Source organism: Aquimarina algiphila, from assembly GCF_947494415.1.
GTDB classification, from domain to species: Bacteria; Bacteroidota; Bacteroidia; order Flavobacteriales; family Flavobacteriaceae; genus Aquimarina; species Aquimarina algiphila.
Map to the genome: position 1 here is coordinate 37,729 of NZ_CANLVC010000004.1, position 14,617 is coordinate 52,345.

A 14,617-nucleotide genomic window follows, 5' to 3' on the forward strand; every position below is an offset into this window, starting at 1 on the left:
ATATGATATTAAGACTATTACTTGGTGATCAACTTAATCAAAAACACTCGTGGTATACTGATGGAACTGAGGATGTTTGTTATTTTATGGCAGAAATGCGTCAAGAAACTGATTATACAAAGCATCATATACAAAAAATAGTAGCTTTTTTTAAAAGTATGCAGAATTTTGCGGATTGGTTGCAAAATCAAAAGTATCAAATCACATATTATAAATTAGATGATCCTGAAAATCAACAAGACTTAATACTAAATCTAAAAAAGATCATCAAAGAAAAAAACATTACCAAATTTGAATATCAGTTACCAGATGAATATCGATTAGATAAACAATTAGCAGAGTTTTGTAGTACATTATCCATAGAATTTGAGGCATTTGATACTGAGCACTTTTTGACAACTAGAACAGATCTTGCCATATTTTTTAAGGGGAAAAAACAATATACCATGGAGTATTTCTATCGCAATATGCGAAAGCAATATGACATTATGATGATCACAAAAAAAGACCCAGAAGGAGGTAAATGGAATTTTGACCAAAGTAATCGCAAAAAATGGAAAGGTGATCCTCCTATTCCAATAGAAGAAACCATAAAAAATGATATTAACGGAATAGTTGATTATATCAAAAAATGTGAGGTTAAAACTATAGGGAATATTGATGTAAGACACTTTAATTGGCCCACATCGCGACAAGAAAGTTTATCGATCTTAACCTATTTTTGTGAACACTTATTGATTCATTTTGGAGATTATCAAGATGCAATGCATTCTGATGAGAAATACCTTTTCCATAGTAGATTATCTTTTGCGATGAATAGCAAAATGCTACATCCTTTGGAAGTAATAGAAACCGTAATTCAATATTGGAGAGCACATCAAGAGGATATTCAGATTTCTCAAGTAGAAGGTTTTGTTCGTCAGATTTTGGGTTGGAGAGAATATATGAGAGGAATATACTGGATGAAAATGCCAGAATATCAAAATATAAATGTTTTAGAAAATCAAAACTCACTCCCTGATTTTTACTGGACAGGAAAAACCAAAATGAATTGCCTTCATCATGCGATACAACAGAGTCTAGATCATGCATATGCGCATCATATTCAAAGACTTATGATTACAGGTAATTATGCATTACTTACACAAACACATCCAGATGAAGTTGATCAATGGTATCTGGGAATATATATCGATGCTATCGAATGGGTAGAGATCACCAATACGAGAGGAATGAGTCAGTTTGCTGACGGAGGAATTGTCGCGACCAAACCTTATGTATCTAGTGGTAGTTATATTAATAAGATGAGTAATTATTGTAAAGGATGTCATTATAAAGTTGCCAAAAAAACAGAAGATGATGCATGCCCGTTTAATGCTTTATATTGGAATTTCTTAGATGATAAACAAGAGTATTTTAAGAATAATCAGAGGATGAGTATGATGCTTAATTTATTGCATAAAATGGATAAAAAAAAGCTTGAGGCACTTAAAAAAAGAGCTAACCATATTATTAACGCACCCAATGAATATTAATAAACAAGAACATATCAATGTCGTTTGGTTTAAACGAGATCTTAGATTACAGGATAATGAAGCTATTAATAATGCTATTTTGGCAGGTAAACCTACTTTATTGCTTTATGTTTTTGAAAATTCGCTTAAAGAAGATAATCATTATAGTGAGCGGCATTGGAACTTTATTAAACAATCTTTACAAGATCTCAACAAACAACTTTTGCCTTTTAAGACTAAAGTGTTAACGGTATCATCAGAAATACTTAAAACTTTTGGAACATTACAGCAGTTCTGGAAGATTGACACTGTTTTTTCACATCAGGAGACAGGAATTAAAATAACATACGACAGGGATAAAAATTTTAGAACTTTTTGTAAAAACAATCTAATTACCTGGATAGAAAATGGAAATAATGGAATTTTTCGGGGATTAAAAAATAGAAAAACATGGCAAGAGGACTGTGAACAGTATATGCAACAATCACAATTTGAGTTACACTTAGATAACACAAATTTTATTCCGCTTGAAACACTTCATGAAATTGAAAAAGTTTTTGTTCTGGAAAATCTAGATACTCCAAAAAATAAAAGTTTTCAAAAAGGAGGGACTTCAAATGCTATGAAATATTTACAATCTTTCTTTTATAATGGAAGATATAAAAATTACAGTTTTGATATTTCCAAACCAGAACTTGCACGTAAAAGCTGTAGTCGATTATCCCCCTATCTGGCGTGGGGTAATCTTTCTATTCGGCAAGTATGGCAATATGCAATGCAATTTAGGCAAATATCAGATCATAAAAAACAAGTTGATGCCTTTGCATCAAGATTACATTGGCAAGTTCATTTTGTTCAAAAATTTGAAATGGAAGACATTATGGAGTTCGAAAGTATTAATAAAGGATACCGAAGACTTAAAAAGAACCTTTCAAAATCATATCAAATTGCATGGAAGGAAGGAAAAACAGGATATCCAATTATAGATGCATGTATGCGCTGCTTGAAGGAGACAGGATACATTAATTTTAGAATGCGTGCTATGGTAGTATCTTTTTTTACTCATAATCTTTGGCAGCCATGGCAGGCAGCAAGTGCACATTTATCGAGTATGTTTTTGGATTTTGAACCCGGAATTCATTTTCCACAATTACAAATGCAAGCAGGGGAGACAGGAATTAATATACTTAGAATCTATAACCCTATCAAAAATAGCAAAGAGCATGACCCAGAGGGTATATTTATCAAAAAATGGGTATCAGAACTACAAAATGTTCCTGTAGAGTTTATCCATGAACCTTATAAAATGACAGTATTGGATCAAAAGTTTAACGATATTACAATTGGAGAGGATTACCCTCTGCCTATTGTAGATATTCATAGCACTCGTAAAAAAGCAAGCGATACACTTTGGAGTATGAAAGATGATGCTCTGGTAAAAAAAGAAAGTCAGCGTATTCTAAAAAAACATACACGACCTGATAGAAATAATCTTGATTAATATGAAGAAAAATTTATCCGTTAGAGATATTGACCGAATTATTGAAATGGCATGGGAGGACAGAACCCCATTCGAAGCTATTTTGATGCAGTTTAATTTAAAAGAACAAGATGTTATTGATTTGATGCGAAGAGAGATGAAGCTTTCGAGTTTTAAAATGTGGCGAAAACGAGTACAAGGAAGAAAGACAAAACATGTAAAGAAGCGTATTTTTGAAGAAGGAAGATTTAAATGTACAAGACAACGGCAAATAACACATAATAAAATCTCGAAACGTTAAGAGATTGAATTAATCAATTTGAAATGATCTTTATTACTAAAGAAAAATTGATTATTTTAAAAATAAATATTACATAAACACATATGAAAAAGAAAAAACCTGATCATGTAGTGTATAACGAAGAAGAAGAACGTTATGACGCAGCCCTAAAACCTTATGCTACTGATACAGGAGCTCCTGTAATTACAACTACAGATACAGTTGCCTGGAAAAATGCAAATATTTATAAAGTTAATAAGCAGGTTAAAGCACAATATGATGAACTAAAAGCACAGTATGATGAGTTAATTGCCAAATTTGAATACAATAATTTGGTTTATGGAGCTAAGTTTAATTTTGAACCTGTGGTAGGAGAAGTATATCATTTATATAAAAACCATAAAGAAGAATCCTTTTTGTCTATTATTGCCCCAGAGGAATGTAGTTTTGAACATTTAGGAAGTTTCCGGCTTAATGCTGATAAAATGTGGGAAAGTATATAGATATAAGATTCTCTGGATAAATATTGATGGATATTATAAAAATTATATCATTTTCAAGATGTTTTCAACCATTTTATGGCTAATTTCAAATTGCTTTGAATTAACGGTTTAGTGTATACAGCTTACATATACAAAGTAGTTTTACTATATGTGTCACTATAAAGTTGTCTTGTCCTTATGCACAAATCACTCTTTTTTGTTGATTTAATCATCATTTTCAAACCTCTCTATAGGCGTATAGAGCCCAAAAAGAAGAGTTATTTTTTATAACTATCTAATAAGATTATTAAAGTGGAGAAGATGGGACTCGAACCCACGACCTCTTGACTGCCAGTCAAGCGCTCTAGCCAGCTGAGCTACATCCCCAATTGTTTTAGTCAGCACCTCGCAACACCAGAAGAGGGATTCTACTATCAAAATCTTTCTTTAGCACCGTATTTTCTTCCCAAAGCTTAGAAAAGAAGCCTCTTTTGCGTCTGAAAACACAAAGGAGGTCGGGATAATTTTCATTAAGATGCTCCAGAACCCCTTGAAACAATGTTGCATTTTCTGAAGATTTATACGATGAAACAATTTCACCTAAATCATTATGAAACTCAGAATCTTCAGGTAAAAATCCGGCAGTTTTTACTTGAAGTAATTTCATTTTAGCATTGAACGTATCTAATACTTCTTTTATAGGAATCAAGGCATTGTTCTTGTTTATGATACCTGATTTAATGGCCATAAGGACATTGTTAATCGGTTGAAAAGTATACATTTCAGGAATGATAAGTACAGGTATTTCAGTCTTTTTTACTAAACTTCCTGTAATTTCACCCAGAAAATAAGGAACCTTAATATCACTTATTTCAGCCCCCAGAATAATTAAATCAATAGCGTGTTGTAAATTAAACTTTGGGATAGCTTCTAGAATTTCTTCTTCTAACGGCAATGCAATAATATCAACACCTTTTTTATCAATTTTTGCAATTTCTTCTTCAATCGTAGATGCCTTAATTTCTTTTAATGCTTTATTTACAGAAGGCAAACTGCCTGATCTTGGTAGTTCCTTAAAAACCTCTACAACATATACTGTCGCATTAAGTTCCTTTGCAAAATCAATAGCATATTGTAACCTTGCGATACTTACAGAATGTTCAGATAAGCCTAGAGGAACTAATATATTCTTCATATACTATTTTGATTTGTGATTTAGCCTATAAAATTACGACTTTAGTGCTTTTACCAAGTAGGTTTTTTGATAAAAAATAAAAACTAAATATTCTAAGGATTTAGAGAGCATTTTAAAAAGATAAAATAAATCTATTTCTTAAAGTTTATTTAAATGTTTATTTGAATAGAATCGAAAGGTGCTAACTGAAATATAAAGTTAGTACTTTTGACTGATGATTCGTAAAGCATTTCTTTCTGATCTGGATATTATTTATCAACTATCCCAAGCATGTGCTAGAGAGATGATAGCAAATGGTATCTATCAATGGAACGAGGAGTACCCTACTCTAGAGCGTTTTAAAAAAGATATAGAGCTCCATGAGTTATATGTTTTAGAAGAAAAAGATATTAAAGGGATTATTGTACTTACCGAGTTGATTGATGAAGAGTATGTTCCTGTTAAGTGGTTAACCGAAAGCAAGAATAATCTATATGTTCATCGCTTGGCAATCCATCCACAATTTTGGGGACAAGGATATGCACAACAATTGATGGATTTTGCAGAAGGATATGCAAGAGACTATGACTATCAATCTTTGCGGTTAGATACATTTAGCCAAAATAAAAGAAATCAGAAGTTTTATGAAACTAGAGGCTATAAGCGTTTGGGAGATATATACTTTCCAAAACAAAGTACGTATCCGTTTCATTGTTATGAGCTCATTATATGAGTAAAGTAATCGGTTTTAAAAATATTAATCGCTTAGCTGTCCCGGCTATTATCGCTGGTATTGCAGAACCTCTCTTATCCATAACAGATACAGCGATAGTAGGAAATATTCCCGAATATGGAACAGAATCTCTGGCGGCAGTTGGTATTGTGGGGTCTTTTTTGTCAGCACTAATATGGATCTTGGGACAAACCCGAAGTGCTATATCTGCTATTATTTCACAATATTTAGGAGCAGGTAAAATAGAAGAGGTAAAAACACTACCGGCACAAGCTATTTTCTTTAATGTGTCTTTAAGTATTTTGGTATTAGTGTCTACTGTGTTTTTTGTTGAAGAAATTTTTAAATTATACAATGCCTCAGGATTGATTTTGGAGTATTGCGTGGTATACTATGATATTAGAGTCTGGGGATTTCCACTAACATTATTTACGTTTGCCGTTTTTGGTATTTTTAGAGGTCTGCAAAATACATTTTGGCCAATGATTGTAGCTGTTATTGGCGCAGTAGCAAATATTGTTTTAGACTTTATTTTGGTATATGGAATTGATGATTTTATTACTCCAATGGGAATTAGTGGTGCTGCTTGGGCAAGTTTAGTTTCTCAGTTTATAATGGCCGTTATAGTTTTTGTATTATTACTAGTTAAAACAGATGTTAGTCTTAGGCTACGTTTTCCGCTAAATAAAGAATTAGGTAGATTGGTAACCATGAGTCTTAATCTTTTTGTACGTTCAATAGCCTTAAACACAGCATTGTATTTTGCAACATCTCATGCTACCGATTATGGAGATGAGTATATAGCTGCATATACGATAGCGATGAATATATGGATGTTTACAGCCTTTTTTATTGATGGATATGGTGGTGCAGGTAATATTTTAAGTGGAAAATTATTAGGAGCAAAAGATTATAATTCGTTATGGAAATTAGGAAAACGTGTAAGTTCTTATGGGATTGGCGTTAGTCTAATTTTAGCAATATTTGGATTTATATTTTATTATAAAATAGGAGAAGTATTTACTAGCGAGGTTATTGTACTGGATACATTTTATAGTGTCTTTTTTATTGTTTTAATCGTACAGCCGATTAATGGTTTGGCTTTCGTTTTTGATGGAGTTTTTAAAGGCCTGGGTGAGATGGGGTATTTAAGAAATGTGTTACTGGGAGCAACATTTTTAGGGTTTATTCCTACCCTATATCTATGTGACTATTTTGATTTAAAATTGTACGGAATTTGGATTGCATTTACTGTATGGGCTCTTTTTAGAGGGGTAGCACTCGTCATAAAATTCAGAAATAAGTTCCTGCCTTTAATTGCTTCTAATAGAAATTAAAAAGAAGCATATACAATAGTAAAGGAGCATATATAAGAATTAAAAAAATTCCAATTCGTAATCTGTTTTTTTCAAAAAATTGTTCCATCATCATCAGTTTTTAGTACGATCCCCATTTTAAAATAAAAGACGAATTCTATTACAGATAGTTGCGATTGATTATGTATCTGTAATAAAATATTATCTACTTTTATAGAAAAGTAGTAACAAAAATGATACCAGAATCCAGAGGAAGTCTCTATACACATATCGAAAATACTGTTGCAACAATAGAATTTGGTCACCCTGCCAGTAACTCTTTTCCGTCAGAATTATTAGTAAGATTAGAAAAGGCTTTTGATGAATTATCTAATGATGAATCGGCTCATGTGATTATTCTTAAATCAGAAGGAGACCGAGCTTTTTGTGCAGGGGCCTCGTTTGATGAATTAATTACTATTGATAATCTTAAGGAAGGAAAAAAATTCTTTTCTGGCTTTGCGAATGTAATTAATGCTATGCGAACATGCAAAAAACCTATCATTGGTAGAATACAAGGAAAAACCGTTGGAGGAGGAGTAGGATTAGCCGCTGCTTGTGATTATTGCTTGGCCTCAGAATCTGCATCGATTAAATTAAGTGAACTAACTATTGGGATTGGTCCATTTGTAATAGAGCCTGCAGTATCAAGAAAAATTGGACTTGCAGCTTTTGAAGCACTTGCATGGGATGCTTCACAATGGAAAAATGCATATTGGGCTAAAGAAAAAGGATTATATTCCAGAGTTTTTGAAACCGTAGCAGAATTGGATAAAGAAGTACAGATATTTGCAGAGAGACTTGCAAAGTATAATCCCAAAGCAATACAGCAAATGAAAGAAACGTTATGGAAGGGAACAGACCATTGGAGTGAATTGTTAATAAAGCGTGCAGAAATCTCAGGTGAACTTGTACTATCTGAATTCACAAAGAAAGCATTAGAAAAATTCAAAAAATAAATAATGGAGATATTAAATTTTTTAGGAGGAAATGGATTGTTTCTTATTTTGGGAATCATATTAGTAGTGGTTTACTTTATAAATAAGAGAAAGAGAAGGTAATCTTCCGTAACTTTGCCAAAAATTACAAAGTAAGTGATGAGTAAAATTCGTATCACCAAACAATTTTCTTTTGAAACAGGTCATGCCTTATATGGATATGATGGCAAATGTAGAAATGTTCACGGACATAGTTATAAGTTAAGTGTTACCGTGATTGGAACACCTATCTCTGATACATCACATGTTAAGCTAGGCATGGTAATTGATTTTGGGGATCTAAAAAAAATCGTAAAAGAGGATATAGAAGATGTTTTTGATCATGCTACAGTGTTTAATAAGAATACTCCGCATGTAGAATTAGCAAAAGAACTTCAGGATAGAGGGCACAATGTTATTTTAGTAGATTATCAGCCTACCAGTGAGAATATGGTAATTGATTTTTCTAAAAAAATAAAGGCTCGATTACCAGAAAACATCAAACTACATTCTCTCAAGCTTCAGGAAACAGAGACTTCGTATGCAGAATGGTATGCCTCAGACAATCAATAGATAATATGTCTTGTGATGCTTTTCTTATTTTTACCTTTAAATTAAAATTATGAACCTTCCAGAAGGGAAAAAAATATATTTTGCCAGTGATAATCATTTGGGAGCTCCAACAACAGAAAAGAGTTTTCCCAGAGAACAAAAGTTTGTAAAATGGCTAGACGAGGTTAAAGAAGATGCTGCAGCTATTTTTTTATTAGGAGATCTATTCGATTTCTGGTTCGAATATAAAACAGTGGTTCCTAAAGGTTTTACCAGAACATTAGGGAAACTGGCAGAAATTACAGATTCTGGAATACCTGTATATTATTTTGTTGGTAATCATGACTTATGGATGAATGGATATTTTGAAGAGGAGTTAAGTATCCCGGTGTATCATAAACCCCAGGAATTTACATTTAATGAAACAACTTTTTTTATAGGGCATGGTGACGGTTTAGGGCCTGGAGATAAGGGATATAAACGCATGAAAAAAGTATTTACTAATCCTGTGGCTAAATGGTTCTTTAGATGGTTGCATCCTGATTTGGGAGTAAAACTAGCACAATATTTATCAGTTAAAAACAAATTGATTTCTGGTGATGAAGATGTTACCTTTTTGGGTGAGGATAATGAATGGCTAGTGCAATATTGTAAAAGAAAATTAGAGAACAAACATAGGGATCATTTTATATTTGGGCATAGACACCTTCCTATGGAAATACAATTAGAAGAAAACTCAAGATATACCAATTTGGGAGATTGGATTATCCATTATACTTATGCCGTTTTTGACGGAAAAGAATTGAAATTAAGTACGTTTAAATAATAAAAAAGGGAAGTATCTTAAAAATTACTTCCCTTTTTTGTATTATAATAACATACGTTTATTCTATCATTATTTGTTTTACAATAGAGTTTTCGCCTAATTTAACATTAACTAAATACAAGCCTCTTACATTAATAGAATTTCGTAGTTCGTTGATTAAGATAGATGTAGATCCTTTTTTTAGCATTCCTAAATCCTTTTTTTGGATGCTTTTCCCATTTAGACTTATAATTTCTATGGAGCCATGAACGTCTGCTGGAACATCTATTTGTAGACTTAAGTTATCAGCAATTACAGGGTTGGGATATAGACTGATACTTTGCTTAGTGTCACTAGCTATTTGTAGGCTATTGGTTTTGTTATTAAGACCTTTGATAATGAATTTTTCCCATGAACCAATAGCATTTCGATTACAGAAAATTCCCATATCTCTTCCATTCTCATGACTTACATATTTACCGTTATTACCTTTTATTGCATATAGATCTCCTCCTAGCGATTCTAATGTAAATTTTTCCCAAGCTCCTACAGCATTACGATTACAGTTCATAGCTTTGTTTCCATTTTCAGAACTTACATATTTACCATTGTTACCTTTTATACTTACGGTACCATTCCCAGAGGATTGTACAGTAAATTTTTCACCTGCACCGGCAGAATTACGATTTGCTCGCATTGACCTAGAACCTCCTTCAGAGCTTATAAATTTATTAATACTCTGCCCATTAAAAGTAACATTACTACCTCCTGTTGGCGGATTTGGAGGGTTTCCACCACCGCCAAACCTTGGTCTGGATGATAACCAATTGAGGTCAAATCTTGGTCCTTTTTGGTTACATCCATTAGGTCCTAAATCAGTACGTCCTGGACATCCTGCTTCGTCTGGAGCATCATTTGCCGGACCATTTCCACATTGGATGTCATTATATGGGGCATCGCCATTTCTATAAGCTCTGTATTGAGGATGTTTCTTTAGCTCGTCACATACAGCACGAAGGTTTCTCTTAACCCCGTTTATAGTTACAGAAGCAACATTAATATCATCTAGATTGTGATCAAAAGTAGTATCACACCAGCAAAAGCCATTTGCAGCATAACTGTCTGTCCAACTAGGATGTCGGGGATTCCATTGCATTTTTGAATTATTTTCTTGCTGAGTTGATTGGGATATTGCAAGATGTGTCGTAAGACAAGCAATTAGAAATGTTAGAATACATAGTTTACGTTTCATAATAATATCTTTAAGTTAGTAACTTTAAAGGTCATATTATAAAAGCAGGTTTTAAGGTTTGTAAGGGGTACATTAGGAGTACAAAACAATAAAAGGGAATACATAAAGCATACTTTGCCTTAAAAAAGATAAACGATAATTTAACCATTTACTTCGGGTTATAGTGCATCAGAAAGCCGAATACCGATCATTTCTGTTGCTTTAAGTTCAGAATGATGTTCAAAAAATATGATGGTATCACGCAAAACTGCTTCAATCAGATAATGGTTTCCTTTAAAATACGAATTTTTTACCCGTGCTTTTAATTTAGCATTGGTATCAACTAATAGTTGATGTGGATAAACGAGAATGATATCTTGATTCTCTGAATTTGTAAACCAAGAGGTTTGTATTTGGTTTACTTCTCCAAAAAGAGAGGCGATGTAATAGTTAGAAGGGTTTTTATATAAAGAGATCGTATTTTCTTTGGTCAAGATTTCACCTTGATGAATCACGATAGTTTCATCTGCAAAAGATAGAATATCTGTTTTATCATGAGTCGCAGTAATACTGGTAATTTTGTTACGTTTTAGATATCTAAAAAGGTTTCTTCGTAAAGAACTTCGTCTAAAGTTATCGATATTACCAAAAGGTTCATCAAGCAATAATAATTCTGGTCTTTTTGCCAGAGCTTTTGCCAAAGCAACTCTTTGTTTTTGCCCTCCGCTTAAATTTTCAACTTTAATGTCAGCAAAATGAGTCATCTCTACAATTTCAAGTAATTCATTTACCCGACCTTGTTTGAGTTCTGGTTCAAAATTAGAAAGATATTGACCAATATTTTCTGCAACGCTTCGATAGGGTGATAATTCAAAACCTTGAGAGAGATATTTCATATTTTCTTCTCCCGGAACTAAATTGAAAAGAGGCCCTAATATTTTTTTGTCATTCCAGGATAATTCTCCTTCTTGGACGTCCAAAAGTCCATAAATGATTTTTAATAAGGTACTTTTACCACAGCCACTTGCTCCAATCAAAGCAATATGCTGCCCTTTTTTGATAGTAAAACTAACATTTTTTAAGACAGGTAATTCGTCATAAGCAAAGGAAATATTCTGGACTTTAAGCATATTCAAATATATTGACTCTTGACCAAATAAAAAACCCACTTTTAGTTTATAAAAGTGGGTAGATAAAAAAATATTTGTTGTAATAAGACTCAGTCAATTACTTCTGAGGATTTAATATTAAAAACAATTGTATTTTGATAAAATTTATCCTTTTACTTTTTTATTAATTTTTTCAGGTAACACTTCATATCCCATATTGTATAAAGTAAAGCCAAAAATATCAGCATATTGCTCGATGGTTTTACTTACAGGTGTTCCTGCACCATGACCAGCATTCGTCTCAATTCTAATTAGTGTTGGATTATCGCCAGATTGTTTTTCCTGAAGTTCTGCTGCGAACTTAAAAGAATGAGCAGGTACAACACGATCATCATGATCTCCTGTTGTTACCAATGTGGCAGGATAGTGTGTCCCTTCTTTTACATTATGTATAGGAGAGTACCCTTTTATATATTCGAACATCTCTTTATTATCCTCAGCTGTACCATAATCGTATGCCCATCCTGCTCCTGCTGTAAAGGTATGATAACGTAGCATGTCTAATACACCAACCGCAGGTAAAGCTACTCTCATCAAATCAGGGCGTTGTGTCATTGTTGCACCAACTAATAACCCTCCATTAGATCCTCCGCGAATTGCAAGGTAGTCACTCGAGGTATAGTTGTTTTCTATTAAATATTCTGCTGCCGCAATAAAATCATTAAAAACATTTTGCTTTTGCAGTTTTGTACCTGCAACATGCCATTTTTTGCCATATTCGCCACCACCTCTTAGATTCGGGACAGCATAGACTCCTCCTTGCTCCATCCATACAGCATTTGCAATACTAAAGGCAGGTGTTAGACTTATATTAAACCCTCCATAACCATATAGTATTGTTGGATTTTTTCCGTTGAGTTCAATACCTTTTTTATAGGTAATAATCATAGGTACCTTTGTACCGTCTTTGGAAGTGTAAAACACTTGCTTACTTTCGTAATGATCTGGATTAAAATCTATTTTTGGTTTTCGATATAATGTTGAAGTACCCTCTGCAATGTTATATTTATAGATGCTACTTGGTGTTTTATAATTAGTAAAAGAATAGTATAATTCCTTTTCTTTTTTCTTCGTGCCAAATCCATTAGCACTTCCTACCCCTGGCAATTTTACTTCTCTGATTAATTTACCTTCATAATCATATTGTAATACTTTAGATACTGCATCCACCATATATTCTGCGAAGAAATATCCACCTCCTGTATTGGGGCTAAGTACATTTTCGGTTTCAGGAATAAAATCCACCCAGTTTTCTGGAGTAGGATTGGCAGCATCTACTGCTACTATTTTTTGATTAGGAGCGTTTAGGTTTGTAACAAGATAGAGCTTAGATCCAACATTTTCTATAACATAAGTGTCACTATCAGTGTGATCTAAAATGGTAATTAACTTACTATCTGGTTTTGTTAGGTCCTTAATGAATAGTTTATTTCCTGATGTAGATACACTTGCAGAAATGATAAGATAGGCATCATCTTCTGTTACACTGGCTCCAACATATCTGTGTTTTTCTTCTGGAGTACCTCCAAAAATTAAAGCATCTTCTTTTTGAGTAGTTCCTAATTTATGATAGTATACTTTATGCTGATCTGTTTTGGCAGAAAGTTCACTTCCTTCTGGCTTATCATAACTAGAATAATAGAATCCTTCATTTCCTTTCCATGACATTCCAGAAAACTTAACATCGATAATAGTATCTTCAACAACTTCTTTGGTCTCAGTATTTTTAACTATTATTTTACGCCAGTCGCTTCCTCCTTCAGAAATAGAATAGGCTACTAATTTTCCATTTTTAGAAAAATTTACACCTCCGAGAGAAGTGGTCCCATCTTTGCTAAACGTATTTGGGTCTAGAAATACTTCTGGTTCATCACCTTCATTCTTAAAACGATAGATCACATATTGATTTTGAAGGCCGTCGTTTTTGTAAAAATAGGTATACTCACCTTCTTTAAATGGTGAGCCTACTTTTTCATAATTCCATAGGTCAGATAGACGTTTTTTCAAATCTGATCTAAAAGGAATATTTTCTAAATACCCAAAAGTGGTTTTATTTTGATTAGCGACCCAATTCTCGGTCTCTTCACTTCGATCATCTTCCAGCCAACGGTAAGGATCTTGTACTTCGGTACCAAAATAAGTATCAACGGTATCCACTTTTTTAGTTTCAGGATAATTCAATGCAATGGTAGTTTTTGTGATTTCTTCTTTAGTTTCATTTTTACATGCTATCATTAGAACTACGATAGATAATGCAAAGAGTGTTTTTTTCATGATGTGTTGTGTTATAATAATTCACAAATCTATCAAAAGAAGATGCTATAAATGCTAAATAAAATATAAAAAAGACTGCTCTGTACAACCTGTGAAGAAACTAAGGGTTTTCTTCCGCATTGCTTTGGGGTTTAGCGACACGTAGGATAACTATACAAGAGCAGTCAGAATTTTCTGTAAGAAACGAAAAATTTTGCTTTTAGAAAAGAGTTTTATAAGTGCTCCAGGATTTAAAAATTAAGAAGGCGTTAGCGACAAAGACAAATGCTCCTGGTCCTATGTTTGCAGGATCCAAAGTAGCATGAAATAAAATAATATTTACTGAAATTGGTGCAAGTAGAATTAAAGCAAAAGGTACAGCCTTTTTTGTAAGCAACAAAAGTCCGACAAGTACTTCTATAATTCCTACAGTTTTAAGTACATAGCTATCAGCGAGAGCACCAAAGAAAATACCAGCATCAGGATTAGCAAATTCAAAACCGGGAATAAATCCAATAAATTTATTACTTCCAAAAACGACAAGCATCGCTCCTAATACTATTCTTAACACTAAAATTAATGTATTCATTTGTTCTGTTTTTTTTGGGATTA

The 14,617-nt window shown here is 32.9% G+C and carries 14 protein-coding genes and 1 tRNA gene; 9 read left to right on the plus strand and 6 right to left on the minus strand.

The window, feature by feature from the left end; translation table 11 throughout:
* The first annotated feature begins 2 nt into the window (after positions 1-2).
* The 4 genes from PQF96_RS06780 to PQF96_RS06795 all read left to right on the plus strand — a co-directional run bounded on the left by PQF96_RS06780 (position 3) and on the right by PQF96_RS06795 (position 3,777).
* On the plus strand, positions 3-1,535 hold the full coding sequence (locus PQF96_RS06780; RefSeq protein WP_109436380.1) for a cryptochrome/photolyase family protein: 1,533 nt from the start codon (positions 3-5) through the stop codon (positions 1,533-1,535).
* Positions 1,525-3,015 (plus strand): cryptochrome/deoxyribodipyrimidine photo-lyase family protein, encoded by a 1,491-nt coding sequence (locus PQF96_RS06785; protein ID WP_271765512.1) that lies wholly within the window; start codon positions 1,525-1,527, stop codon positions 3,013-3,015. Before PQF96_RS06780 ends, PQF96_RS06785 begins: the two co-directional genes overlap by 11 nt.
* Before the next feature lies 1 nt (position 3,016).
* Positions 3,017-3,295, plus strand: a complete 279-nt coding sequence (locus PQF96_RS06790; RefSeq protein ID WP_109436382.1) for a TIGR03643 family protein — start codon at positions 3,017-3,019, stop codon at positions 3,293-3,295.
* Positions 3,296-3,378: 83 nt separating this feature from the next.
* Positions 3,379-3,777 carry a DUF2452 domain-containing protein gene (locus tag PQF96_RS06795; protein WP_109436383.1) on the plus strand — a complete coding sequence of 133 codons (399 nt, stop codon included), beginning with the start codon at positions 3,379-3,381 and terminating at the stop codon, positions 3,775-3,777.
* Between the two features lie 292 nt (positions 3,778-4,069).
* On the opposite strand, the gene PQF96_RS06800 is transcribed toward PQF96_RS06795, so the two are convergent.
* A tRNA-Ala gene (locus tag PQF96_RS06800) sits at positions 4,070-4,143 on the minus strand.
* Positions 4,144-4,150: 7 nt separating this feature from the next.
* The gene (locus PQF96_RS06805) at positions 4,151-4,951 is read right to left on the minus strand and encodes a universal stress protein (protein WP_271765513.1); all 801 of its coding nucleotides are present in this window, start codon (positions 4,949-4,951) and stop codon (positions 4,151-4,153) included.
* Positions 4,952-5,165: 214 nt separating this feature from the next.
* Here PQF96_RS06805 and PQF96_RS06810 point away from each other — a divergent pair, with 214 nt between their 5' ends.
* From PQF96_RS06810 to PQF96_RS06830, 5 genes are all read left to right on the plus strand, one after another.
* Positions 5,166-5,663, plus strand: a complete 498-nt coding sequence (locus PQF96_RS06810; protein WP_271765514.1) for a GNAT family N-acetyltransferase — start codon at positions 5,166-5,168, stop codon at positions 5,661-5,663.
* The gene (locus PQF96_RS06815) at positions 5,660-7,000 is read left to right on the plus strand and encodes an MATE family efflux transporter (protein WP_109436386.1); all 1,341 of its coding nucleotides are present in this window, start codon (positions 5,660-5,662) and stop codon (positions 6,998-7,000) included. Before PQF96_RS06810 ends, PQF96_RS06815 begins: the two co-directional genes overlap by 4 nt.
* Before the next feature lie 212 nt (positions 7,001-7,212).
* Entirely contained in the window at positions 7,213-7,977 is a 765-nt protein-coding gene (locus PQF96_RS06820) for an enoyl-CoA hydratase/isomerase family protein (RefSeq protein ID WP_109436387.1), read from the plus strand.
* Positions 7,978-8,115: 138 nt separating this feature from the next.
* Complete coding sequence (locus tag PQF96_RS06825) at positions 8,116-8,568, plus strand: 6-pyruvoyl trahydropterin synthase family protein (protein WP_143917652.1); 453 nt, start codon at positions 8,116-8,118, stop codon at positions 8,566-8,568.
* Between the two features lie 49 nt (positions 8,569-8,617).
* Entirely contained in the window at positions 8,618-9,373 is a 756-nt protein-coding gene (locus tag PQF96_RS06830) for a UDP-2,3-diacylglucosamine diphosphatase (protein WP_109436389.1), read from the plus strand.
* Positions 9,374-9,431: 58 nt separating this feature from the next.
* Here PQF96_RS06830 and PQF96_RS06835 read toward each other — a convergent pair whose 3' ends face one another.
* The 4 genes from PQF96_RS06835 to PQF96_RS06850 form a co-directional block, all read right to left on the minus strand.
* Positions 9,432-10,604 carry a T9SS type A sorting domain-containing protein gene (locus tag PQF96_RS06835; protein ID WP_271765515.1) on the minus strand — a complete coding sequence of 391 codons (1,173 nt, stop codon included), beginning with the start codon at positions 10,602-10,604 and terminating at the stop codon, positions 9,432-9,434.
* 158 nt (positions 10,605-10,762) lie between these two features.
* Positions 10,763-11,713 (minus strand): ABC transporter ATP-binding protein, encoded by a 951-nt coding sequence (locus PQF96_RS06840; protein ID WP_271765516.1) that lies wholly within the window; start codon positions 11,711-11,713, stop codon positions 10,763-10,765.
* 144 nt (positions 11,714-11,857) lie between these two features.
* Positions 11,858-14,026 (minus strand): prolyl oligopeptidase family serine peptidase, encoded by a 2,169-nt coding sequence (locus tag PQF96_RS06845; RefSeq protein ID WP_271765517.1) that lies wholly within the window; start codon positions 14,024-14,026, stop codon positions 11,858-11,860.
* Positions 14,027-14,225: 199 nt separating this feature from the next.
* Complete coding sequence (locus PQF96_RS06850) at positions 14,226-14,594, minus strand: DoxX family membrane protein (RefSeq protein ID WP_109436468.1); 369 nt, start codon at positions 14,592-14,594, stop codon at positions 14,226-14,228.
* Positions 14,595-14,617: the final 23 nt, after the last annotated feature.